Origin of the sequence: Hydrogenophaga sp. (genome assembly GCF_025699295.1) — a bacterium.
GTDB lineage: Bacteria > Pseudomonadota > Gammaproteobacteria > Burkholderiales > Burkholderiaceae_C > Hydrogenophaga.
Genome location: NZ_JAILWB010000022.1, coordinates 12,535 through 36,700, shown reverse-complemented (window position 1 = coordinate 36,700; position 24,166 = coordinate 12,535). Strand labels below are relative to the sequence as shown.

The 24,166-nt window shown below is 62.7% G+C and carries 14 protein-coding genes; 4 read left to right on the top strand and 10 right to left on the bottom strand.

From position 1 onward, the window contains the following. Positions 1-37: 37 nt before the first annotated feature. Both K5880_RS19910 and K5880_RS19905 read left to right on the top strand, forming a co-directional pair. The gene (locus tag K5880_RS19910) at positions 38-1,360 is read left to right on the top strand and encodes a UDP-glucose/GDP-mannose dehydrogenase family protein (RefSeq protein WP_297656548.1); all 1,323 of its coding nucleotides are present in this window, start codon (positions 38-40) and stop codon (positions 1,358-1,360) included. Between the two features lie 263 nt (positions 1,361-1,623). Continuing rightward, on the top strand, positions 1,624-2,571 hold the full coding sequence (locus K5880_RS19905; protein ID WP_297656545.1) for a hypothetical protein: 948 nt from the start codon (positions 1,624-1,626) through the stop codon (positions 2,569-2,571). A 24-nt stretch (positions 2,572-2,595) separates the two neighbouring features. On the opposite strand, the gene K5880_RS19900 is transcribed toward K5880_RS19905, so the two are convergent. Then, complete coding sequence (locus tag K5880_RS19900; protein WP_297656542.1) at positions 2,596-3,402, bottom strand: 2OG-Fe(II) oxygenase; 807 nt, start codon at positions 3,400-3,402, stop codon at positions 2,596-2,598. Between the two features lie 203 nt (positions 3,403-3,605). On the opposite strand from K5880_RS19900, the gene K5880_RS19895 reads away from it, so the two are divergent. Together K5880_RS19895 and K5880_RS19890 are read left to right on the top strand one after the other, a co-directional pair. After that, positions 3,606-5,060: an undecaprenyl-phosphate glucose phosphotransferase gene (locus tag K5880_RS19895; protein WP_297656540.1), complete on the top strand. Its 1,455-nt coding sequence runs from the start codon at positions 3,606-3,608 to the stop codon at positions 5,058-5,060. Beyond that, positions 5,050-5,931: a rhamnan synthesis F family protein gene (locus K5880_RS19890; RefSeq protein WP_297656537.1), complete on the top strand. Its 882-nt coding sequence runs from the start codon at positions 5,050-5,052 to the stop codon at positions 5,929-5,931. The genes K5880_RS19895 and K5880_RS19890 overlap by 11 nt, the downstream gene beginning before the upstream one ends. Positions 5,932-6,052: 121 nt before the next feature. On the opposite strand, the gene K5880_RS19885 is transcribed toward K5880_RS19890, so the two are convergent. From K5880_RS19885 to K5880_RS19845, 9 genes are all read right to left on the bottom strand, one after another. Further along, positions 6,053-7,276: a glycosyltransferase gene (locus K5880_RS19885; RefSeq protein WP_297656534.1), complete on the bottom strand. Its 1,224-nt coding sequence runs from the start codon at positions 7,274-7,276 to the stop codon at positions 6,053-6,055. Positions 7,277-7,318: 42 nt separating this feature from the next. After that, positions 7,319-8,020 carry a 4'-phosphopantetheinyl transferase superfamily protein gene (locus K5880_RS19880; RefSeq protein WP_297656530.1) on the bottom strand — a complete coding sequence of 234 codons (702 nt, stop codon included), beginning with the start codon at positions 8,018-8,020 and terminating at the stop codon, positions 7,319-7,321. Further along, positions 8,017-12,648: a MupA/Atu3671 family FMN-dependent luciferase-like monooxygenase gene (locus tag K5880_RS19875; RefSeq protein WP_297656528.1), complete on the bottom strand. Its 4,632-nt coding sequence runs from the start codon at positions 12,646-12,648 to the stop codon at positions 8,017-8,019. Before K5880_RS19875 ends, K5880_RS19880 begins: the two co-directional genes overlap by 4 nt. Positions 12,649-12,676: 28 nt before the next feature. Beyond that, entirely contained in the window at positions 12,677-13,660 is a 984-nt protein-coding gene (locus K5880_RS19870) for a glycosyltransferase family 2 protein (protein ID WP_297656525.1), read from the bottom strand. Continuing rightward, entirely contained in the window at positions 13,657-20,106 is a 6,450-nt protein-coding gene (locus K5880_RS19865; RefSeq protein ID WP_297656522.1) for a type I polyketide synthase, read from the bottom strand. The genes K5880_RS19870 and K5880_RS19865 overlap by 4 nt, the downstream gene beginning before the upstream one ends. 91 nt (positions 20,107-20,197) lie before the next feature. Then, a complete protein-coding gene (locus K5880_RS19860) occupies positions 20,198-21,097 on the bottom strand; it encodes an AAA family ATPase (protein WP_297656519.1) in 900 nt (299 codons plus the stop codon). A 168-nt stretch (positions 21,098-21,265) separates the two neighbouring features. After that, positions 21,266-22,000, bottom strand: a complete 735-nt coding sequence (locus tag K5880_RS19855) for a WecB/TagA/CpsF family glycosyltransferase (protein WP_297656516.1) — start codon at positions 21,998-22,000, stop codon at positions 21,266-21,268. Between the two features lie 100 nt (positions 22,001-22,100). Further along, positions 22,101-22,817 (bottom strand): class I SAM-dependent methyltransferase, encoded by a 717-nt coding sequence (locus K5880_RS19850; protein ID WP_297656512.1) that lies wholly within the window; start codon positions 22,815-22,817, stop codon positions 22,101-22,103. 50 nt (positions 22,818-22,867) lie between these two features. Then, positions 22,868-24,136, bottom strand: coding sequence for a glycosyltransferase family 39 protein (locus K5880_RS19845; RefSeq protein ID WP_297656510.1), 1,269 nt, complete (start codon positions 24,134-24,136; stop codon positions 22,868-22,870). Between the last annotated feature and the right edge of the window lie 30 nt (positions 24,137-24,166).

Sequence of the window (24,166 nt, the reverse complement as noted above, 5' to 3'; positions counted from 1 at the left end):
TACACAGCAGGCTCAGGCAGCCATCGGACGCGACATCATGAAAATCACAGTGGTGGGAACTGGGTATGTGGGCTTGGTCAGCGGTGCCTGTCTGTCGGAGGTGGGCAACGACGTGTTGTGCCTCGACGTGAATCCGGACAAGATCCGCGTCCTGGAAGAGGGTGGGATTCCCATTTTCGAGCCGGGTCTGCAGGAGATGGTCCAGCGCAACGTGGCCGCCGGGCGCTTGCGCTTCACCACCGATGTGGCGCGCGCGGTGCACCACGGCACCATCCAGTTCATTGCCGTGGGTACCCCGCCCGATGAAGATGGCTCTGCCGACATGCAGTACGTTCTGGCTGCGGCGCGCAACATTGGCCGCCTCATGACCGACTACAAGGTGGTGGTCGACAAAAGCACTGTGCCGGTAGGCACGGCCGACCGGGTGCAGGAAGCGATCGCGGATGAGTTGCGCAAGCGCGGTGTGCAAACACCGTATGCGGTTGTGTCCAACCCCGAGTTTCTGAAAGAGGGCGCCGCAGTTGAGGATTTCATGCGACCCGACCGCATCATCGTTGGCGCCAGCGACGAACAGGCCGTCCACCTCATGCGCGCCATCTACGCGCCCTTCCAGCGCAACCGCGAACGCCTCATCGTCACCGATGTGCGCAGCGCCGAACTCACCAAGTACGCGGCCAACGCCATGCTCGCCACGCGCATCAGCTTCATGAACGAACTGGCCAACCTGGCAGAGGTGCTGGGTGCCGACATTGAAATGGTGCGCCAGGGCATGGGCTCCGACCCGCGCATCGGTCACCACTTCCTGTACCCGGGCGCTGGCTACGGCGGTTCGTGCTTTCCCAAGGACGTGAAGGCGCTCATCAAGACTGCGGCCGATCAGGGGGGACTCGACCTGAAAGTGTTGACCGCGGTGGAGGCCGCCAACGACGCACAAAAGCACGTGCTGGGACGCAAGGTCAAGCAGCGCTTCGGTGAAGACCTCGAAGGCCGGCACTTCGCGGTGTGGGGTTTGGCCTTCAAGCCCAACACCGACGACATGCGCGAGGCCCCCAGCCTCGAGTTGATCGCCGATCTTCTGGCATCGGGCGCCACTGCCACCGTCTACGATCCCGTGGCCATGCACGAAGCCCAGCGCGTACTGGGCAAAGAGCCGCGCATCCGCTACGCCAAAACGCCCAACGAAGCCCTGGAGGATGCGGATGCGCTGGTCATCGTCACCGAGTGGAAGGAGTTCCGCAGCCCGGACTTCGACCTGATCAAGCAGCGTCTGAAGCAACCACTGATCATTGATGGTCGCAACCTCTATGACCCGGCGCTGGTGCGCGGAATGGGAATCGATTACCTGGCGATCGGGCGCTGAGCGGCACGGGCGCAGCATGATGGTCACCCTGGAGTTGACCCGGTCCGGTGGACATATCATTTTTGATGCCCCAGAGGGAGAATCCAGACTTCCGCTTTTCGCTTTTGATTGGCTCGGCCCTTCCGACAAGGAGGTACCATGAATAAGGCAAGCAGTGTTCGACCGAGAACCATGGCACATGCGGGCTTGGAGCAAGTTGGCAGCAGTTTGCAGGCTGCCAACTCAAACTTGGGCAGAGCACAGACCACTTCTAAGTTAATCCGTTGAACAAGAAGATGAACCGTGTCCTGAAATACGCTTTGGTGCTGCTTCTTGGCGCCTGCGGCTCGCAAAAGACTCTGGACCCGGCAGCGCTGGCACAGCTCTATGCTGAGCCGCTGCCAGCTCCGGAGAAGCCCTTGCGTGTCTTTCATATTGGGCACAGCCTGGTTGGCAAGAACATTCCGTCGATGCTGGAGCAACTTGCGGGGGCCGGTCATGATCATCGATCCCAACTGGGTTGGGGTGCCAGCTTGCAGTCCCATTGGGAGCCTGACATCCCAGTCAAGGGCTCCGAGGTCGAGAACGCGCACGACAGATACCAGGACGCCAAGGCCGCGATTGCCAGCGGCAGCTTCGATGCTCTCGTCTTGACCGAGTCGGTCGAGATCAAGGACGCCATCAAGTATTTCGACAGTCCGGAGTACGTCCGCCGTTGGGCGCGCGACGCCCGGAATGCCAACCCTGCCATACGCGTTTACTTGTACGAGACGTGGCATCCGCTCGACGACCCCGATGGTTGGTTGACTCGCCTGGATCGCGATCTGGGTGCCTATTGGGAGGGCGTGCTGCTGGCCCAGGGCTTGGCCCATGGCGACACTGGAGGGCCTGTGTACGTCATTCCGGCCGGGCAGGTGATGGCTGCATTTGTTCGACGCGTGGAGCAAGCTGGAGGGCTACCTGGCCTGAGCGCACGAGAGGACCTTTTCCATCGCGCACCGGATGGAAAGCAGGACATGATCCATGCCAGTGACCTGGGCAGTTACCTCGTGGCATTGACCCACTACGCGGTCCTGTACCACCGCAACCCCATAGGATTACCGCACCGTTTGTTACGGGCCGATGGATCTCAGGCCGATGCTCCCTCCGAAGCGGCGGCGCGAGTCATGCAGGAAGTGGTCTGGGAGGTTGTCACCCGATACCCCAAGACCGGAGTGAGGCAGGCACCGTGAAGACAGGGTGGCGCGGAATGCGGCTCAGCCGTTTTTGCCGAGAACGCCCTTGATGCCCTGCTTTACACCGCGCCAGCCCTCCTGAAGGCTGCGTGCGGCCTGCTCGACGGGCATGGCGATCTTGCCTTTGAAGTACTCGTCGGGACGCGCCTTGAAAATCGTCGAATGCACATCACCGGTCCAGTGGGCAGGAGCTTCCTTCGTGTAATAGTAGGCTGCAAAGCTTTTGCGCACGGCGCCCTCTGGACAACGCACTGCCGCGACGCCATGAAAACTGATATTTGAGGTCTCGAAGACCACGCAGCGGTTGAAGATCGGCATAAACGCGTGATGGCAAGTTTTCACGTCCTTGTCCCAAAGCTCGATTTCCCCTCCCCACTTGCTTTGCCAGTCCTTGTTGAAATACACAAGAATGTTCAAGCGCCGATGAAGCTGTCGATCCGGGAGGTAGTTGAAATCGACATGGACATCGAGGTGCCCTCTGGGGCCCGTTTCGTGAATGCCGCCGCCTGCGAGTTCGGGATCGGCTATGAGGCGGGGAATATCCATCACATAAGACACGAGCTCCAGAAATTCAGGTGCTGCCAGTTGAGTATGCAGAGCGTGTATGGGGGCTGGAAAGAGGCTTGAATCGGTGACTTGGACCTTGTTCTTTTCGTTCACTGCAGTGAACTTGTGTCCAAGCCGCGACACCTCCTCGAAGCTTGGAAATGCCGCATGCACGTCCTCCGCGAACTCGGGTTCGAGAAAATTGTCGATGGCAAAGAATGGGAACGGATTCGCAGTTCGAACTTGGGCACGAAGCGCTTCGCGGTCAATGGGGTTGATCATGATGAAACTCCCGGAAGTGGGAACCATTTCGGTATTGGTCCTGATCCCGTTCTCACAGATGGATAGGGCTTTTGGCAACAAACACGGTGCTTCATGGTAGCACCAGTAAAACTTCACGGAACTGGCGAACGACTGCTCGGCCAGGATATTGAGCATCAGGGATTGCCCAAAGAGACCCGATCAGCGCCTCTATACTGACTGTCATGGCTTTACTTTCTCGGCCACCCCGCTCCATCCTCAAGCGCCGCAGCAGCATCTCGACTGCCGCGCAGGCCGTGTTCGATGCGGCCGCCGTCATGGGCCTGGCCTATTACCTGATCCGGCAGCACGTGGGGCCACTCAACGCCGATTACACGGTGCTGCTGCTGCTGCTGCTCGGTGGCATGGCGGTTGCCTATGACCAGTTCGGCCTGTACCGCAGCAACAGCAATCGCACCCGTAAGGCCCTCAACCTGTTCAAGGCCTGGACCTTGGTGTTTGCCTTCCTTCTGCTGGTTGGATTCGCCGCCAAACAGACCGACGTCTACTCCCGCCTCATGGTCGGCAAGTTGTACGTATTGGGCTTTTTCGTCCAGATCGTCCTACACATGGGCTTTCGGGAACTGCAGATTCGTTTCATGCGTCGCGCCGTCGAACCAGACAGCGTGCTGATCGTCGGCACCGGCCGGCTCGCCCGCTACCTGCAGAACAAGATCTCCAACAACCCCTGGCTGGGTCAGCGGGTGATTGGTTGCCTGGCTCTGCCACACAGCGAGCCTGGGCGTCCAGACGGCGCCATGAACAGAATGCAGGAGCCATCGGATTTTGGCAGCCTTCAGGAGTCGAGCGTGATTGGCCCCTTCGAAGAAATGCTCAAGATCATCGATCAGCATGACATCGACACGGTGTACTTCGCGATTCCACTGGATGCGTCCGACCTGATCGAGGGCATGTACTTCAATCTGCTGGACAAGCACGTGGCGGTTCATTGGGTCCCTGACATCTACTCGATGCTGCTGGTCAATCACAGCGTGCGCGAAATCGCTGGCCTGCCGGTGCTTACGCTATCTGAAACCCCTCTGACCGGAACCCGACGGCTGTTTAAGGCATGCGAGGATTTCGTGCTTTCTGCTCTCATACTTCTGGCCGTCTCTCCACTCCTGCTGATCATCGCTGTGGCCATCAAGCTCGACAGCCGGGGGCCGGTGTTCTTCAAGCAAGCACGCAATGGCTGGAGCGGCAAGACCTTCAGCATCTGGAAATTTCGCAGCATGTACGTCCATGCGAGCGCCGGCGGCCAGATAAAGCAGGCTTCTCGCGATGACCCGCGAGTAACCCGTGTAGGGGCCATTCTGCGCAGGACCAGCCTTGATGAGCTTCCGCAACTGATCAACGTGCTTCGTGGCGAGATGTCGCTCGTGGGGCCGCGGCCCCACGCTGTGCAGCACGACATGGAGTACTCCCAGCGCATCAACAGCTACTTCGCCCGCCACAACATCAAGCCAGGCATCACCGGCCTGGCCCAGGTGCGCGGCTTGAGAGGCGAGACTACCGACATAGAGCAGATGCAGCATCGCGTGGAGGCCGATATCGAATACATCAATAACTGGTCCCTCTGGCTTGACTTCACCATTCTTTTGCGCACTTTGGGCGCATTGACAGGACGAAATGCCTACTGATGAGTTGTTGATCAACCCGGTCAATGGGGCCCAGACCCTATGGACCTACAAGCCTAGCCAGGCTCGCTTGAGCATTGTTGGCCGCCGCTGGATGGCTCGCCTGTTTCGAGGTGCTTTCCCAAGCTGGAAGACACTGGTGCCTGCATCGCCACAGACTCGTTGGCTGGCATATTTTGTCTACTTGCCGGACGGGCAACTGACCGCAGGGCACCGGTTCACGCTCGACCGGCTCGCCGCCGAGCGCGCGAGCCTGATGGTGATCTGCGCTTGCCCGGACGGCCATGCGGTTCTTGACGAGCTTCGCGCACGCTGTGACGCACTGTACTGGAAAGATATGCCGGGGTATGACTTCTCGGCCTATGCGCTGGGTCTGAGCGAGCTGGTACTGTGGTCGCCAGGCGCGGACGTGCTGTTCATGAACGATTCGATCTTCGGGCCATTCGCTCCATTGGAGCCGTTCATCCAGGCAGCTCCGTGGAGGGTGACTGGATTTACCGCCAATGCCACGCGGGCTACGGAAGAAAACCACGTCCAGTCCTACGCCTTCGTTATCAAAAACCTGCAAATGGATGTATTGCAGGCTGCCGCCCCCTCCATGTCCATGTCATGGGCCTACAACGACATCGAATCCGTCATCCTGCTTCAGGAAACCCGGCTAACGCGAATGCTCGCGCGTCATTTTGACGTAGGCGCCTATTGGTGCAGCATCCAGCGGGAGAAGAGCGATCTGTGCCTCTTTCGCCCCAGGGAGCTGATAGAAGCTGGGTTCCCATTTTTAAAGCGCTCCCTGCTGGGCAAGTTCGCCACGCGTTTTCAGCAGTTGGATGATATGAAGGCCTTGTTGAATTCGTTGGGACATCCGCTGCCTTGAATTGTGCGCTCTGGATTGGCCTGATCTCCGGGCTTCCAGTTGCTTACGGGTATTTCAACAAGGTGCTCCGCGCTCAAGCCCGAAGATGCGGCCTCCCATTGAGATGTCGACGGATCGGTGGTCACAGGTGCGCTCGGATGACCTCGCTACGGTGTTTGAACACCGCTACGTCATTGAACGGTTCGCCATCCAGAGTCGCCCGATCAATCAAGGAGCACAGTCGGGCGCGATCGTGGGCCAGCGCCTCCAGCGCAGCGGCCAGAGCGCTGATGTCGTTCGGGTCTGTAAGAACCCCGCCACCATGCGACGCAATGAGGTCCCTCGGGAAAGGGCTGTCGTAGCCGATGATTGGTGTTCCAGATACCAGGGCTTCAATAAGGTTGCGCGGAGATTCGGGGGTCTTGTGGCAGAAGACCAGCACGTGTGAGCAACGGAGCGTATCCAGCAACACAGCGCGGTCTCTCACGAATCCAGGCAGTTCTACTCGGTCTCCCAGTCCATGGCGCGCGACCTCGGCCCGCATGACAGGAAGTGCCTCCCCATCCCCCAGCCAAGTTGCCTGGAAATCAACCCCACTCTTGTTCAGCTCAACCATGACCTGAATCCAGTCATTGGGCCCCTTCATGGCGTCGGCGCGTCCAACATAGCAGATGCGAAAAGGGCCTTGTGCTGCACTTTCCATTTTGGCCGCCAGTGCGGTTGCCGGAATCCGATCCTTTTCGCTGAGATGGATGTCATGCACGATCTCTGCAGCTTCGGCGTAACGTGCGTAAGCGGCGTACGTTTCCGCGCCGTGGAAAAGGCCTACAGTGGCCCTGCGGATCAAGGCACGCTCCAGCATCGCCATGGGCCTGTGCGTCAGCGCAGCCACCCACCTATTTTTTACTGTCTTGCCCGAATGCGCCTGTTCCCGGACCACTTCGGACTCCACCCGGTCTGTCCAGATGGCGAAGCGCCGCTTCTTCCTGTGCGCCTCCATTGCGGCCACCGCACCCCAATCGCCAATCAGTCCGCCAATGGAGAAGGACAGGTAGCGCGCACGGTCGATGAGATCCCGGATTTGCCGCCGGATCGCGGCTTGGTGTCGTAAAAATTGATCAAGCCGGTAGGCCGTCGGCAGACTCACCACCTCCACGCGCGAAAGGTCCACTTGTGCTGTTCGAAGTGGAATCCAGCTCGGTGGTGCCACACCATGCTCGACTGGGAACATGACAATCACATGCGAGAAATTCTCGGCCCACAACCTCAAGCCATTGCAGGCCTGATCTTCAAGAAGGTAGCCGTTTTCGCTGCTGTACAGGGGTACGGGCGCGTACAGCAGCAATGTGTCGTTTTCATCGCTCATCGCTAGAGGTCTTTCGGATGAGGTCGATGGTCTGTGTTGATGTCATACGTTGCCGATCACCCAGGTGAGAAGGTGCCCATTACGCGCCAGGCATTCCCCCCTGATGCCAGGCGTTGTGCCCGTTCGTGCCTGGACGATTCGAAAGTTTGTCGGAAAGCCCATATGCGGCAGCAGGACGCGCACGTCCTGAAATTCGAGAGTGTGCCGGGTTTGTGGGTACTGCCACTTGTAGAACGCCTCCTTGGCTGAAAAGAGCCATGTGACCCAGCGGCCCCGCAGGACGGCGGGTTGGGTGTTCACGAATGCAGCCTCTTCGGGCGTGCAGATCGTGTCCCATAGCGCCGGCTCCATGGGTTGGTCCTCTTCCAGATCGATGCCGACCGCCTGCCAAAGTGATTGAGGACACACGACCGCTACGCAAGCACCGGCCGAGTGCGTGATCGAGCCAGCGAGGCCCTTAGGCCAGACCGGCGACCTGTCAGGGGCGCTGGGGATGGCCACGGGCGCCCAGCCGATCTGTGCCATGGCTTGCCGGGCCGCCTCGCGGCCGGCTGCGAACTCGCGCTGACGACGGGGTACGGCGCGGCTGACGGCCGCGAATTCCTCGGGATACAAGCGCCGGGGGTCGCCCTCGACGCCCGTGCAAGCGATGCCAATACCTGGTCCCAGCCGGTCGGCCAGACTCTGGCGCAGCGTGGTGTGTAGTGACAAGTACGGTTCGGCGCAGGCGATGGCGGCCATCATTCCTGTGGCTGCTTGCCCGCCCGCATGGCCCGGCGGCGCGACATGGCGTCGGCGCGCATCTGCGCACGTTCGGTGGACTCCGCAACCGCTTCTGGTGTGCCACGTGGCTTGTCATCCAGGTGAGCGGCCAGGGCTGCCAGCGTGGGAAACCGGAAGATGTCGGTGATGCTCAGGCGAGTGGAGCTCAGGGCCTGCTTGATTTCGCGGTGAGCCTGCACCGCCAGCAGCGAATGGCCGCCCAGCGCGAAGAAGTTGTCCTTGGCGCCGATCTTCGGCACGCCGAGCACGCGCGACCAGATTTCGGCAATCTTGCTCTCGATCTCGTTCTCGGGTGCAACGAAGACTTCGGTGCGTTCGCGCAGGATGGATTGTGAGGGAGCAGGCAGGGCCTTGCGGTCGACCTTGCGGTTGGGTGTGAGCGGAAACTCGTCCACGGTCATGAAGTGCGCGGGCAGCATGTGTTCGGGCAGGCGTTCGGCGGTCCACTCGCGCAGTCCCTCAGCCGGGAAGCCTGGGTCTGCCCGCAGGTAGGCCACCAGGCGCACGTCACCGGGTTGGTCCTCGCGGGCCACCACCACGGCCTGGCGCACGCCGTCGGCCGACTCCAGCACCGCCTCGATTTCGCCCAGCTCGATGCGGTAGCCGCGGATCTTGACCTGGAAGTCCGCACGGCCCAGGAAGTCGATGCGGCCATCCGGGCGCCAGCGTGCGAGGTCGCCGGTGCGGTACATGCGTGCGCCGGCGGGGGCTGCGTGCTCGGGTTTGACGAAGGGGTCGGCCGGGAAGCGCTCAGCAGTGAGGTCCTCGCGCTGCCAGTAGCCGCGCGTGACGCCGTCGCCGCCGATGTAGAGCTCGCCGGGCACGCCCACGGGGACGGGCTGCTGGTGGTCATCGAGCACGTACATCTGCGTATTGGCAATCGGCCGGCCAATGTTGACCACGGGCTCGGTTGGGCTGGCGGTTTCGGTGGACGACCAGATGGTGGTCTCCGTCGGGCCGTACATGTTTTCGATGGAGGCTTTCGTGACCTGACCCAACTCAGCGACCAGCGTTCCGGGCAGGGCCTCGCCACCAATCATGAGGTGCTGCACCTGGGCCAGCGCCACCCGGGCCTCGTCGTTCATGGCAATCATGCGCGCCATGCTGGGGGTGCACTGCAGGTGCGTCACGCCATGGCGCTGGATTTGCGCGGCGATGGAGAAGTCGTCTTCGGCCACTGTTGTGGGCTGGTTGGTGCGACGCAGCACCTCGGCCAGCGGCACCAGGCTCTCCAATACCTGCTCGGTGGGGATGCCGTAGTCGATCAGGCAGGCCACCTCGCTCACGCCAATGCGCTTGAGTTCTTCGACTCGGGCAAGGCAGTCGTCCACGGTTCCGAACAGGCCGGAGTCCTCGAAGTAGCGCAGGAAGGCGAAGTCGAGGATCGCGTCCATTTCCTCGTCGTTGAGCGAGCGCAGGTCGAGATCGAACGGGTTGTTCACACCCGCGGGTTTCTTGAATGCCGGGAAGGCCCAGGCATACTGCTTGATGAGGCCGGCGGCGCTGCGCAGGTAGTCCTTCATGGGATCGCGCGCCACCGTGCGAGCCTTCTCGCGGTCGCTGGCGAGGTAGGTGTGCAGCATGAGCGTGACGGTGAATTGCGCCGGGTCGTGGCCGGCGTCGCGCAAAGCCTGGTGGTAGATCTTGATCTTGCTGCCGACCTCGTCCACGGTCTGCCCCAGCAGGTGGGTGAGCACGTTGGCGCCGATGGCGCCGGCTTCTTTCCAGGTTTCGGGGTTGCCGGCCGTGGTGACCCAGACCGGCAGCTCCTTGGACACTGGCCTCGGCTGCGTGACGACGTTAAAGGGTTCGCCGCTGGCGGTGGGGAAGGACACCGCTTCACCACGCCAGAGTTTGCGCAGCTGATCGATGGTGTCGAACATCGCCTTCTTGTTGTGCGGCGGCGTGTTTTGCGGACGCAGCACGAAATCATCAGGCTGCCAGCCCGAAGCAATCGCCAGCGCTGCACGACCATTGGTGAGATTGTCGATGACGGCCCATTCTTCGGCGATGCGCGCCGGGTGATGGAGGGGCCCTACGCAACTGCCTGCTCGCACGCCAATGTTCTGCGTCACGGCAGCCACCGCCGCGCCGGTAACCGACGGGTTGGGGTAGGGGCCACCAAAGGCGTGGAAGTGGCGTTCGGGCGTCCACACGGCGCAGAAGCCATGGCGGTCGGCGAACTTGGCGCCTTCGAGCAGCAGCTCGTATTTCCTGGGGCCGGCGCCGTCGTCATTACCCCAGTAGTAGAGGCTGAAGTCCATCTTCTGAGCCGAAACGGGCGCGCGCCCGCTGGCCACGAGCGCCCGGTTCTCGTCGCTCGAGAGCACGAGTTTGAAACCGCGTGCCAGGGTATAGAACAACTCCAGCACGGAGATGTCGAAAGACAGGCTTGTGACTGCCAGCCACACTCCTGGAGGGTCGTGGCGAATGCGGTCGTCCATGCCGCGAAAGAAGTTGGCCACGTTGCGATGCTCGACCATCACGCCCTTGGGGCGACCGGTCGAGCCCGAGGTGTAGATCATGTAGGCAATATCGGACGATTGCACTCTGCTGTCGGGATTGCTGTCCGGCTGGGCCGCGATCTGCGCGTCCTGGTCGATCACCAGCACCTGTGCCTGGTGGATGGGCAGGCTGGCCACCAGGGTCGACTGCGACACGATCACCGGTGCACCGCTGTCCTCGATGTAGAGCGCCACGCGGTCGGCGGGGTAGGCCGGATCCAGTGGCACATAGGCACCGCCGGCTTTCTGAATGGCAAGCGCGCCGATGAGCAACTCCAGCGAGCGCGACGTGTAGAGCCCCACCAGGGTACCGGGCTTCACACCCATGCCGCGCAGGCGGTGGGCCACGCGGTTGGCGCGGGCGTTGAGTTCCATGTAGGTCAGCGCTGTGCCCTCGAACACGACGGCAGTGGCTTTCGGCGTGCGCTGAACCTGTGCCTCGAAGAACTGGTGCACGCAGGTGTGGCGCTCGTAGTTGCAGGCCGTGTCATTCCAGCCGTAGAGCACCTGCTCACGCTCGGCCGGCGACATGATGGGCAGGCGTACCAGGGGCGTGCTCCAGGACGGCTCATGGCCCAGCGCCTCCAGCACACTCAGCAGGCGCTGCACGAGTTGCGCGGCGGCTTCGTCGGGCAGCTTCGTGGCGTCGTGCCACAGCGTCAGGTTGCCGTCCGCGGCGAGCTGCACCGTGACAGCGCAGCCTTCGATGCAGCCAGCGTCCTGTGACAGTCCGATCTGGGGCACGGCAAGGCCTTTGATAGCCGGGTCGCGTGCCATCAGGTCCAGTGCGAATGCCGGATGGCGGCGCGCCTCGCCCAGGGCTTCGACGCATTGTTCGTGGAACGCAGAGAAAAGCGTGTCACCTGCCGCGGAAAGACGCAGCGGTACCCAGGTCGACAGGTACCCTGGCGCCCGCGGTGCGGCTGCGTCGCGGTAGGCGAGATCAAATTCGGACTTGCCACTCACGCGGGCCACCCAGGCGGCCACAGCCGCCAGCAGGCGGTCGCCAGCAAGTCCCGAGGGCGCCTTCACGGTGGTCTGTCGCCACTCGGCCGGGCCAGAGGCGGTGGCGGTCGAGGGCAGATCAATGGCCTGCGGCGTCTGCAGGCAGCGGCGCCAGATGTCTTCACCTGCTGCCACCTGTGCCAGGGCGTCGGTCAGGGCCTGCGCCGTGCCCGCATCCAGCAATGGCAGGCGGTCCCCTGTCCTGGCAGTGGTCGAAGGACAGACGGTCTGGCCATGTTCGTCGCGCAGACCCGTCAGGCGAACTGGTGTCGACGCGGTGCCCACGACCAGGCCAGCCGGCGTGGCCTCGACCACTTCACCGGGCGCCGCGCTGCCAGCCTGGGCCTCGATGGCAGCTTGCGAGACGAGCAGTACGCGGCCACCGGCTTCCAGCTTCGGACAGGACAGCGGGTTCCAGTACGTGCCGTGGTCCAGTGCGGCCACCAGGGCCACCAGCGCTGCGGCCGGTTGTGTGAAATCCAGCCGGGCTGCGGCGGCGGGCCGGTCCAGCCGTGCGTGGTAGCTCCGTTGGCTCAGGTCCTGCGGCACGCGCTTCAGACCGGGGCCACGCAGGTCGGTCAACAGCTCGGCAAAACTCTCCATGGCGGCTTCGTAGCAGCGCGTGTTCAGAGTGAGCGCCGTTTCATTCGGACCCATGTCGAACAGCTTCTGCTTGACGATGTCGCCTTCGTCGATGCCACCTTCGATCATGTGCCAGGTCACGCCATGGCGCTTCTCGCCCTGCAGGATGGCCCACACCGGTGCGTTGAGGCCGGCGTGTTTCGGCAAGGGACCATCATGGAAGTTGATCGCCCCATGCCTTGCCTGGTCCAGCACGGCTCGTGGAATGACCGACAAGTTGGCGATGCTGAACAGCCAGTCGAAATGGACGCCGGCCAGTCGGTCGCCCAGGCGTTCACCGGGAGCCTCCACTGGAATGCCCTGGTGCACGGCCCAGGCCCGGATGTCGGCGTTGCGGGTGACCACTGCTGCGATCCTGTCCCCTCCTTGCAGTACGCGATCGGCACACTGGATCAGCAGGGACTCATTGCCCATCACCACACAGGAAAAGCCGCTCATGTATTGCTCCAAAAATCGTGAGAAGACGTCAACGGTGCGCGCTGCCCATGGGCTTGCGCTGCCACAGCTTGCGCAGCGCGTGTGACACCAGGTCGCCCAGGAAATGGTCCGGTCGCTCCACGCGCTTCCTTCCAAAGACCCGCCGCGCCCTCAGGATGAGGGAGCCTGCGACAAAAGACAACGTTGCCAGGGCGGCGTAGAAGGTGCCGTGGTTCTTGGTGTAGTACCACAGACGCGAGTCAAACCAGTAGCCCGGCGTGCGCTTCCAGCCCTTCATGCCGGTGGAGACCGAGCCGATGTGCATGACGCGGCTCTCCAGCACGTAGACCGTGCTCCATCCGGCACGGCGGGCGCGAAGGCACAGATCGGTTTCTTCGAAGTACAGGAAGAAGCGCTCGTCGAACATGCCGATCTGGTCGAGCATGTCGCGCCGCATCATCAGGCTGGCCCCGGCCACCCAGTCCACAGGCTGGGAGTGCTCAGGTGGGGGCAATGCCACGATGTAGTTCCTGAGCAGGCGCGAGATGGGGCCGGTGCAGGCCGCGCCCTCGAATTCGCTCTGGATGGTCGGGAAGCGAAAGGCGGTCTGGTGGTAGGCGCCGTCCTGGCCGTGGATGCGACTGCCCGCCAGGCCAACCCTGGGGTGGGCAACCATGTGGTCGATCAGTGTGCGCACCGCGCCTGGCTCGGGGAACGCATCCGAGTTGAGCAGGTACACGAAATCGGGCACGGTGCCATCGGGCAGACCATGGCGGATGGCGACGTTGTTGCCGGCGCCGAAGCCGCCGTTGTGATCCGATGCGATCACCTGCACCCGGTCCCAGCCCCTCGCCTTGACTGTGTCGCGGATCTTTTCGTACGAGCCGTCGCCCGAGGCGTTGTCGACCACGTTGATCACGCCGTCGATACCTTCCATCTCCCGCACGGCCACTTCCAGCGCCTGCAGCGTCATGTCCGCGGTGCGGAAGTTCAGCAGCGCCGTGAGCAGCTTGGGGGGGCGTGTGGCGCTCATCTACGCACATCCTGAGACTCGGCAGAGTCGATGCAGGCCTTGATGTGGCTGGCGAGCACCCGCACGTTGGGTTCAAGCACCATGGAGTCGTGGTCACCAGGCACTTCGATCACGCGAAGGTCGGGCACGTAGCGCGTCCAGTCGTTGTCTTCATAGACGACATCTCGGTCGCTGTTGACCCAGCGTCCTCCGGTGATCCTCCAGCGACGGTCCAGCGGCGGGCGGAACAGCACCACAGGGCCATTCCAACCATGCACCTCGTAGCGCGGCAGCGCGCTGCGGAACGCTGCCTCGATCGCGGCATTGTGCAACTGGTGCGGATTGTGCGTGACCCCCGTGTCGGCTCCGTGACGCAAGCGCCGCAGTTCCCACTCCAGGCGGCGCTTCGCCCATTGCCACAGGAAGCCCGGGCCGTTGCGGCGCGCCTCGGCTATCTTGATCAGGAGTTTGTCGATGCGGCTCAGTGGCGGGCCGACGGGCAGGGGCGTGTCGAGCATCACCAGCAGGGCGATTTGCTCACCGGCGGCTTCGAGCTGGCGGGCGATTTCGTAGGCCGTGATGCCGCCGCCGGAGAAGCCACCGAGCAGGTAGGGCCCGTGGGGCTGCACCTGGCGCATTTCGGCGATGTAGTCGGTGGCTGCCTCGACCAGGGTCTCGTGCGGGCTCTGGTCGCCGTAGAGGCCGCGAGCCTGGAGTCCGTAGAAGGGGCGTCCCACGCCGATGAGGCGAGCCAGGTGCCGCAGGTTGAGCACGTTGCCGAACATGCCCGCCACCAGGAAGAAGGGAGTGTGTTCGCCGCCTTCCCCGTCGTGCATGGCCACCAGGTGGGTGAAGCGGCGCTTGGGCAGCAGGGCGGAGTTCGCACCGGTGGCCGGGGCGGCTGCGTCGGTCGACGCGTCCCCCGTGCGTTCGCGGATCATGGCGGCGCACAAGGCGATAGTGGGCGCCTCGAACAGAACCGAGATCGGGAACTCGACCCGGTAGGCCTTCTTGACCATGGCGAACAGGCGCACAGCGATCAGCGAATGGCCACCCAGGTCGAAGAAGCTGTCTTCGACGCCGACCTGGTTCACGCCCAGCAGCTCCTCCCAGAAACCCACCAGGGTGCGCTCCACGTCATTGCGCGGCTCCACGTAGTCGCTGTCGAGGTCTGGGCGCTGGAATTTCTGACCCGAGCCAGCGTCGGCCACCACGGACTGGTCCGCCTGTCGCACGAGCGCATCCAGGTTGATGGACGACACCACGACCTGGGGCAAGCCGGTGGCCAGCGCGCGGCCAAACGCCTCGGCTCCCTCAGCCGGGCGGATGCCCAGTGAGATGTTGTGTTGCAATTGTTCTTCGGCGGCCGAAAGCCGAACCTGCGCATCGGTTCGCACGGCGTCGTCGAACACCAGTTCGCGCGCATCAAGCCGGCTGTGAGATGCCGCGAAGCCGCCTTCCTGCAGGCGCTTGATGGAAAAGCCCTGCACCTCCACGCAGACCTCGCCCTGCGCGTCGCACAAGATCACGTCGAACACCGCAAATGGCGCGTCGGCGCGGTTGTCTCCGGCATTGCGGACCCAGCTCCAGATGTCCGCCGGCAGTGGGCGGTGAACCCGCACTTCGCGGTACGACACTGGCACCCACAGGTGGTCGGGCGCGTAGCCGGTGATCAGGTTCATGGCCCATCCGGTGGCCAGGTCCAGCAGGGCAGGGTGCAGCAGGTAGCCTTCCGCCAGATCGCCATGGAATGCACTGGGCAGCTGCAGGCGGGCGACGCCTTCGCCCTCGCCATAGGCCACCGACTGCAGCACGCGCCAGCGTGGACCGAAGTTCAGGTGCTGTTCCTGTGGTGAGCGCAGACCAGCGGGATCGTCAGCGCGGTTTCGCGCGCAACGCGCCAGCACCGCAGCGGTATCGATGGCGGATGGCGTGGGCAGGGTGCCGGGTACCAGCGTGGCCTGGGCGTTGAGCTGGAAGCCCTGGCGCCCTTCGAACACGACATCGCTGCGCACCTCCAGCGCATAACCTTCGTCGCTGCGGCCGAGCTTGACGCGCACCGCGCGGGTTTGCCCGTCATTGACCTCCAGTGGACGGAAGAAATACAGATCGCGGATGGCGAACGGGCCGTGCTCGCCGTTGCCGCGCAAGGCCTGCGCAGCCAGTTCCAGGTAGCCGGTGCCTGGCAGCAGAGCCTGGCCGCTGGCGGTCCGATGGCCGTCCAGGATCCAGCGGTTCTGGGTACGCCACTGGGCGGTGAACAGGCGGTGTCCGGCGGCGTCAAATGTGGCCTCGTCCAGCAGCGGGCTGCCCGCAGGATGGCGTGGTGCCGGCGCGGCCTCGCCCAGACGGCTGGCCATGGCCTTGGCGGCCATGCCCACCTCGTTCCAGATGCCCCAGTTGATTGCCATCACCCGCGTGCGCCCGCCCGCTCGGCTGTGCGCGTAGGCGTTGAGGTATTCGTTGGCAGCCACGTAGTCCACCTGACCTGCGGGTGCCGTGATGGTGCTGGTTGAGGAGAACAACACCAGCAGGTCGATGCTGCCATCGGGGAAGAGTTCGTGCAGGATCTGCACCCCGTGCACCTTGGGTGCGAAGACTTCTTCCGCCGCGCCGGATGTCTTGGTCAGCAGTGGCCCGTCGTCCACCACGCCAGCACCATGCACCACCAGGTGGATGCGTCCGAACCGCTGGCGGGCCTGTTCTGCGGCAGCCTGCATGTCCTTGACGTTGCACACATCGGCCGCGATCACCAGCACCTCGGCACCCAGGCTCTGGAGCCTGCGCACTGCCTGGATGCGCTGCACTTGCGCACTTTGCGCATCCTTGCCGCGCAGGAGGGCGTCCCAGGTGTCGGGCGGGGGCAAGGGTTGTCGCGTCAGCAGAACCAGGCGCGCACGCTTTTCACGCGCCAGGCGCTCAGCCACTGTCAGGCCTATGCCACCCAGACCGCCCGTGATGAAGCACACGGCGTTGTCGGGCAGTTGCGGCATTTGTCCGCTGTCTGGCAGGGCCAGCAGGGCATGGCCCAGTTCAAATCGCTTGTCACCCCGCAGCGCAGCGATGCGGTTGCCGGGTGGGGCAAACAGGTCTTCCAGCACGCGATCGGCGAGATCCCCAAAGGCGTCGGGCTGTGGTCTGGATCGCCAACCTTTGTCCGGCACCGGGAGAACCACGTCGAGCACGGTGCAGGTCAGGCCGGGCAACTCTCGAGGTGCCACTCGGGCCGGCCCCATGAGGGTCGCCTTTTCGGGGTAGGGCAGGGCCTCGTCCCGCACGCGGACGGCACCCGTGCTCAGCACGGTCAGGTGCAGTGGCTTGGGCAGGTTTTCTTCCGCCAGTGCCTGTACCAGGAACATCAGGCTGAAGAACCCTTGCTCGATGTTGCGGTGGAAGAAACTGCTGCCCGGGCGGAAGCGCTCTGCGCGCGTGACCTGCCAGGCGTGCACGATCTGCTGGGGCGGGTTGCCCGTGGCCATGAGGTCGCGCGCCAGCTCGTCGTAGCCCTCGCGACCGCGTTCCGGCGCCAGCAGGTATTCGTGCTCGCTCACACGGGCGAACATGTCGCCCGCACGTACCAGCGTGACACGGTGTCCCGCTGTTTGCAGGCGTTGCACCAGCGCGTCGGCCAGGCCAGCCTCGTCCATGAACACCAGCCAGCTTTGCGCCAGCGTGGAGGCCAGGTCCTGGGTTACATCGAAATTCACGCCAGCCTGACGTGGGCGCCAGCGCGGCTGGTAGCCCCATTGGGCCACCTCGTCGGTGCGCGTCAGTTGCACCGGTTCGGATGGCTCGTGGCGGGCCACGCCGGGCTCGATGAAATACGGTTTGCGCTGGAAGGCGTAGGTGGGAAGAGGGATGCGGTGGCGACGGGCCTCACCCCAGATCGGCTCCCAGTCGACCTGCACGCCGGTGGCCCACAGGCGGCCCAGCGTACCCAGGAACCACACGTCGTCAGCGACCGCGTGTTCCGCGTGGCGCAGCGAATTGATGACCTGATTCGAAGGTATCGCATTGGCCTGCGCCAGCGAACCCAGTGTCTTGCCAGGCCCCACTTCAAGATACACCCGCTGGCCTTCGCCTTTCAGTGTGGCCATGCAATCAGCGAAGTGCACGGTGTTGCGCAAGTGACCAACCCAATACAGTGGGTCGATGGCTTGTGCCGCACTCAAGGGCTTGCCATCGCGGTTGGAGATGATGGGCAGCGCAGGGGCGCTCAAACGGATGCCGCGCAGGTAGGCCTCGAAGCGACCCAGAATGGGTTCGAGCATGCGCGAGTGCGCAGCGATGTCGATCTGGATGCGTTGCGGTTCGATCTCGCGCGCGCTCAGGCTGGCTTCCAGTGCGTCCAGTGCGTGCTGAGGCCCGGAGACCACGCAGAGCTCCGGCGCGTTCACGCTGGCCATGTCCAGCTCGTCGCCCAGCAGGCCACGAACTTCTGCAGCCGGCAGCGGCACGCTGAGCATGCCGCCCAACGGCACAGTGTCGAACAACTGCCCACGCAACAACACCAGCCCGATGCAGTCCTCGAAGGACATGACGCCCGCGAGGCAGGCGGCGGTGTTTTCGCCCATGCTGTGGCCCACCAGGGCCGCCGGTTTCACACCCCAGGAGATCCACAGCTGCGCGAGCGCGTATTCCACGATCATGATCAGCGGCAACTGCACCGAAGGACGCTTGAGTTGTTCCACCGCCTCGGCGTGCTGGTCAGTCTCGGGCAACCAGAGGGCCCGGATGTCATAGTCCAGCTGGCGCTGCAGAACCGCAAGGCCGCGGTCCATCCAGTCCTGGAACACCGGCTCGGTTGCATAGAGCTCACGCGCCATGCCTGCGTACTGCGCGCCTCCGCCTGGGAACATGAATACCACCTCGGGGTCGTCGCCCAGGTGGCTGTGGGTGAACACGCGGCGGGTGTCGGTGCCCTCTAGCAGAGTCGCGGCTTCCTCGTGGGTTTCGGCCACCAGCACGCGCCGGTGTTCGAAAGCGCGGCGGCCCTGCTTGAGGGTGTAGGCCACGTCGGCCAGCGGCTGCTCGGGATGGGCGCGCAGGTGCGAGGCCAAAGCTTTGGCGTTCGCGTCCACCGCCGCGCGCGAGCGACCCGAGACCACCAGCAGCTGAAAAGGCCAGTCTGACGGCTCGCTCGGCGCTGCGTCGGGCGCTTCTTCCAGCACGGCGTGTGCGTTGGTGCCGCCCACGCCCAACGAATTCACGCCAGCGCGGCGTGGCCCCTTGTGCGACACCCACGGGCTCAGCGCATGGTTGACCTGGAACGGGCTGTCATCAAAGTCGATGGAGGGGTTGGGGCGCTCGTAGCCCAGGCTGGGCGGGATCTCGCGGTGCTTGAGCGCCAGCGCCACCTTAACGAGGCTGGCCACGCCGGCGGCGGTATCGAGGTGGCCGATGTTGGTCTTGACCGAGCCAATGCGGCAGAACCCGTTTTCCGGCGTGGTTTCCCGGAACGCCTGGGTCAGCGCGGCCACCTCGATGGGGTCGCCAAGATAGGTGCCGGTGCCATGGCATTCCACGTAGTCGATGGTGTCGGCCGATACCCCTGCCACGGCCTGCGCCTCGGCAATGGCCTTGGCCTGACCGTCCACGCTGGGGGCAAGGTAGCCTGCCTTGGCCGCGCCATCGTTGTTGACAGCAGTTCCCTTGATGACGGCCCAGATGTGATCGCCATCGCGCAGGGCGTCTTCCAGGCGGCGCAGCACCACCACACCTGCGCCCGAGCCAAACACGGTGCCCTCGGCCCTGTGGTCGAAGGCATGGCAGTGCCCATCGGGCGAGAGAATCTCGCCCTCCTGGAAGATGTAGCCACGCGCATGAGGCAGCTCGATGGTCACGCCACCGGCCAGGGCCATGTCGCATTCACCGCCCAGCAGGGCCTGGCAGGCATAGTGCACTGCCACCAGAGACGTGGAGCATGCAGTCTGGATGTTGACGCTGGGTCCCTTGAGGTCAAAGATGTGGCTGACCCGGGTGGACAGGAAATCCTTGTCGTTGCCGGTGTGGCGCAGCAGGAACATGCCTGTGCTGGCGACCAGATCGGGGTTGGAGCAGATGTTGAAATAGAAATAGCTGCCCATGCCGCATCCGGCATAGACGGCGATCGAACCGGGGAAAGACTCTGGCGGGTGGCCAGCGCTCTCCAGTGCTTCCCAGGCGACCTCCAGAAACTGCCGATGCTGGGGGTCCATGATGGCCGCTTCCTTGGGACTGAACCCGAAGAAGTCAGCGTCGAATTGCTCGAAACCATCAAGTACCGCCGCGGCTGGCACATAGTTGCGGTGCCGCATGCGCTCTGGGCGCTCACCTGCGGCCAGCAGCTCGGCCTCAGTAAGGCGGCGGATGGATTCGATGCCCTGGCGCAGGTTGGACCAGTAGGCTGTTGGGTTGACCGCACCCGGCAGGTGCGCCGACATGCCGACGATGGCGATGTCGTTCGATGCGTCTGATCGTGTGTTCACACTGTTCTCGCAGGTACGTTACCCGGTATATACCTCCCCCCACGGGTAAGTAATTATGACTCGACCATTTGTGGTGACGGTGTGTGCTCGGTCACACTTTTGGGGATTCCGGTGGTATCGAAAATGTGCTGTCTCCAAACTGGCTGTCTCCAGACTTGCTGTTTCTGAAGTTGGTGTCGCCCAGAACGCCATACTGACTGCGGTCGTTCAGGACTTCGTCGACCAGATGAACATCGATCAGCCGTGCTTCCGCAGCAAACCCATACACCAGGGTGGTATCGCAGAGGATGTTGATGCTGCGCGGAATGCCATGAGCGGCCTTGGCGATCTTGGCTGTGGCCAATGGCGTGAACAACTGGCGTTCCCGACCGGCCACCTTCAGCCGGTGATCGATGTAGTCGCCAACCTCCACCGAATTCAGGGGAGAGATGTAGAAATCGGCTGCCACCCTCTGGGCGAACTGCTGTAATTCAGGGCGCTGGAGCAAGGTGCGCAACTGGGGTTGCCCGACGAGCACCACTTGCAAGAGCTGGTCCTTGTCCGCGTTGATGTTGGAGAGCATGCGCAGCGACTCCATCGCCGCCGGATTGATGTTCTGGGCTTCGTCGACGATGAGCACCACCCTGTTCTTTTTGCTGTACTCGCTGATCAGGAAGCGTTGAAAGGCGTCATACCGCGCAATGGGTGTCAGCCCCTCGTAGGGTTGGCCAAACGCCAGCATGATCCACTCGGTGAGATCGGTAAGGTCGGGGTGTGTATTGGTCACCAGTCCGACCTTGACCTCGCTTCCCAACTCATTCAGAAGACGACGGATCAGCGTGGTCTTGCCACAACCGATTTCTCCGCAGATGACCGTGAAGCCTGCTCGGTTGTGGATGGCGTACTCCAGCATGGTATAGGCCAGCGAATGACGCTTGCCCATGTAGAGGAAGTCGGGGTCGGGCTGGATGGAAAAGGGCTTCTCGCGAAGACCGTAGAAAGACTCGTACACGCTCTACCACTTCCGCGCCATGAAGGCGTTCATCCGGCTGACAGCGCCCACTCGCCAAGCTCGCCGTATCGCTGGGTTGATGATTCGAGAGGGCAGTCTACCTTATGCTTCAGAAGCGACCGATGCCGCTTCTTGCCCGTGTTGCGGGCGTCGGCCATGCTTGATTGTTCAGTTTCGAGCCTTCAGGCAGTCCTTGACAAGCATCCTGATTCCAGTGGGGTAACTGATCAGGTAGCGTTTCCAGAGCCTGCCTGGCTCCTTGCCCAGCCGGTAGAGCCATTCCATCCCGGCTCGTTGCATCCAGACGGGTGCTCGGCTGCTGCTGGGTCCCAGGATTTCGAACGTCCCACCGATGCCCAACACCACCAGATGAGGCAATCGGACACGCAATTGGAGTGCAAGCCGATCCTGTTTGGGCACGCCCAGCGCGATGAATACGACGCGTACATTCTGTTCTTCCAGCTCCTTGGAGAACTGACTCAATTGCGCATCACCGAGGTCGACCTTGCCATCGAACAGGTAGCGGCAGGCTTCCCTGGCCGCCGGCTCATAGCGTGCCAGCGTGGCCAGGGGTTTTTGTCCTCCAATGATGGCGTAGGCGGGAATCTGGGGGGCCCTCAAGTAGGCGTCCACGAGGTCGACGCCGGTGGTTCGTCCGGCAATGACGATGCCCTTGTATCGAGAGGCCCAGACCAGGGGCATGCCATCGGCCGTGATGATGTCGGCCTGCCGGATCAATGCATGGTAGGAGGCATCGCGAGCACATCGGGCCAGCATCTCCGTGTTCAGGGTCACGAGCCATGCACCTTGCCCATTTTGGGCGCGCTGCAGGAGGTCGTCCAGACAACTCAGCATGCCGTGTCTGACCAGGTCAAACCCGCAAATGGTGGAATACACGCTCATTTCAGCACCCATTGTTTTGTGGGCACGTACACCTCGTCGGCAAAGGTCGGCGCGGCGCGTGCCATTGTGAGACCAGGGGTGCCCGGAACGGTCCGATCGATCATTGCTTTTCTCGGTCGGGAATACCGATGCCGCCCTGGGGTTGGCTGCCCGGGCATTTCTGCATGACCAGCAACCAGTGGCCGTACCACAGCGTGTCGAACGTTGCCCGCCGGCGAACCACCATGCCTTTTTGCGCCATCCATTGCTCTACTGTCGCCGGATCGGCGTGATGCACCCATTGCCTCGCCATGACCAGATCATGCAACTGATTGGCGGCCGCTCGCCACCGCGGTTTGCAGACCATGTCTTTGATGATCAGTTTCCCCCCCCTTGGCACCGCGTCACACAGGTCGGCCACGAACGGTTCCTTGTAGGCATCCGGAATGTGGTGCAGGACGTCGATCACCGTGATCACTTCAAATCCGAGCCGAGGGATGCCCTGGTTCACGGATCTGCTTTCAAAGTTGATGGTGCGGCCAGGGGGATGTTTGAGCGCCACTTGCCTGGCGACATCGATGGCGGGTTCGGACAGATCAAATCCATGGCCGTGCCTGATGCGCCCCAAGTCGGCCAGCAGATTGAGTAAAAGACCATTGCCGCAACCGACATCGAGAACCCTCGATTCTTCGGGCACCTCGTTGATGACTTCATGCAGTGGGCAGATGTAGGACCTATAGCTCTGCATGAACCGGACCATGCTGGTTCCAACATTCGCATAAAGTTTGGAGGCCGCGTTCATGATCGAGCGCGGTCCAAGGGCTGTATCAGTGTTCATGTTGCCAATGAATATGAAGCGAAGAAAAAGAAGTCAGCTTTGCTGCGTCTTCAATGTGGATTCCGTCTGGAGCGCAGCCGATCCGAGAGCCAGGCAGCACCCACCGCCGCCAGGATGGCTATCTGCCCGGCGAACGCAAGGTGGTAGCGCTCCTGAGACACCACCACACTGTGGATAGCCGTGAAGTACAGAATGCTCAAGACAAAGGGTGAGGTCAGCGTTCGGCCCCAGCCTTGCTGACGGACAGTCGCACCCACGCCTATCAGCGCCAAGCCAAGAATCAGCATCCATGTCAGCTGCGTAAAGCGTTTGAGCCCGTGTACCCAGGGCTCCCCCAGTGCCTGCTTGATGCCGTCGGCATTCCATCCCACGCCCACGGACTCGTTGGCATACAAGAGCACCACCTTGCGCACGGCCCGAGTGAGGAAGCCGAGCGGATCCTGTTGTATATACGCTTTCGCTTGTCGTCCCATGGTTCTGGCTCTTTCGTTCTCCGGCAACGCGCCAAATTCTTCCGGTACGTACATATATCGACCGTCGGTGCCAGGCGTATTGCCCATCCAAAGCGTTATCCCGCCATTGGTGGAAATGAGAACGGGTTCGCCGTAGAGCTGGTAATTCCGCCAGGTCCAAGGCGCAATCACGACGGCCATGACGACTCCGACAGAGATCAGAAGTTGAAGCTGAGATCGGATGGTTCCCCAAGCCATGCCGGCGCTTGCCGCTGCGCAGAAGGCAAACAACAGCGGCAGCAGCAGCGCCTGGGGGCGCACCAATGCAGCGAATCCCAGCAGAAGGCCAACCCCCAACCCCTTGCGGAATGGCCGAACGTTCTCATTGCTCCAGACGTCCAGCGAGAGCAGCGTGAGAAACAAAAAAGGCAATTCGCTGGCAAGTATGGTCGGATACATGACCAGCGTCGGCCACAAAGCAAGGGTCAGCGCCGTGAGCGTTGCGATCCGAGACCCCCAGAATCGGGCGGCAAGGCGGGCGCAGACGACAATCAGACCCAGTGACAGCCCGATATTCACGGCCACGATAGGAAGGTGGTTGAAGCCGAACAACCAGTACACCACCGCGTGCAGGAAGGTCGTGCCGGGGGGCCAGAACGCCGTAGGTTGGTCGATGTTCCAGCCGAACGTTCCATGTTCGACCAGAGTCCGCGCGAAAGCATCGTAGGCTTTGCCATCTGACAGCGGGATAACCGGGATCCACCAGGCCCAGAGCAACCGAAGTCCCAGCGCGAGTAGAAGTATCCAGATCAGATGCTGCGCATCGACAATGCCGGGTCTTCCTGAGGAGGGGTGTGCTGCGGTCATGTGATCAATGGAGCAAGTTCTGAAAATGAC

What these genes read in the sequence shown, in the direction of transcription:
- K5880_RS19845 (WP_297656510.1), bottom strand. Translation starts at nt 24,136, where the DNA reads ATGACCGCAGCACACCCCTCCTCAGGAAGACCCGGCATTGTCGATGCG.
- K5880_RS19855 (WP_297656516.1), bottom strand. Translation starts at nt 22,000, where the DNA reads ATGAGCGTGTATTCCACCATTTGCGGGTTTGACCTGGTCAGACACGGC.
- K5880_RS19850 (WP_297656512.1), bottom strand. Translation starts at nt 22,817, where the DNA reads ATGAACACTGATACAGCCCTTGGACCGCGCTCGATCATGAACGCGGCC.
- K5880_RS19885 (WP_297656534.1), bottom strand. Translation starts at nt 7,276, where the DNA reads ATGAGCGATGAAAACGACACATTGCTGCTGTACGCGCCCGTACCCCTG.
- K5880_RS19880 (WP_297656530.1), bottom strand. Translation starts at nt 8,020, where the DNA reads ATGATGGCCGCCATCGCCTGCGCCGAACCGTACTTGTCACTACACACC.
- K5880_RS19870 (WP_297656525.1), bottom strand. Translation starts at nt 13,660, where the DNA reads ATGAGCGCCACACGCCCCCCCAAGCTGCTCACGGCGCTGCTGAACTTC.
- K5880_RS19910 (WP_297656548.1), top strand. Translation starts at nt 38, where the DNA reads ATGAAAATCACAGTGGTGGGAACTGGGTATGTGGGCTTGGTCAGCGGT.
- K5880_RS19900 (WP_297656542.1), bottom strand. Translation starts at nt 3,402, where the DNA reads ATGATCAACCCCATTGACCGCGAAGCGCTTCGTGCCCAAGTTCGAACT.
- K5880_RS19895 (WP_297656540.1), top strand. Translation starts at nt 3,606, where the DNA reads ATGGCTTTACTTTCTCGGCCACCCCGCTCCATCCTCAAGCGCCGCAGC.
- K5880_RS19890 (WP_297656537.1), top strand. Translation starts at nt 5,050, where the DNA reads ATGCCTACTGATGAGTTGTTGATCAACCCGGTCAATGGGGCCCAGACC.
- K5880_RS19875 (WP_297656528.1), bottom strand. Translation starts at nt 12,648, where the DNA reads ATGAGCGGCTTTTCCTGTGTGGTGATGGGCAATGAGTCCCTGCTGATC.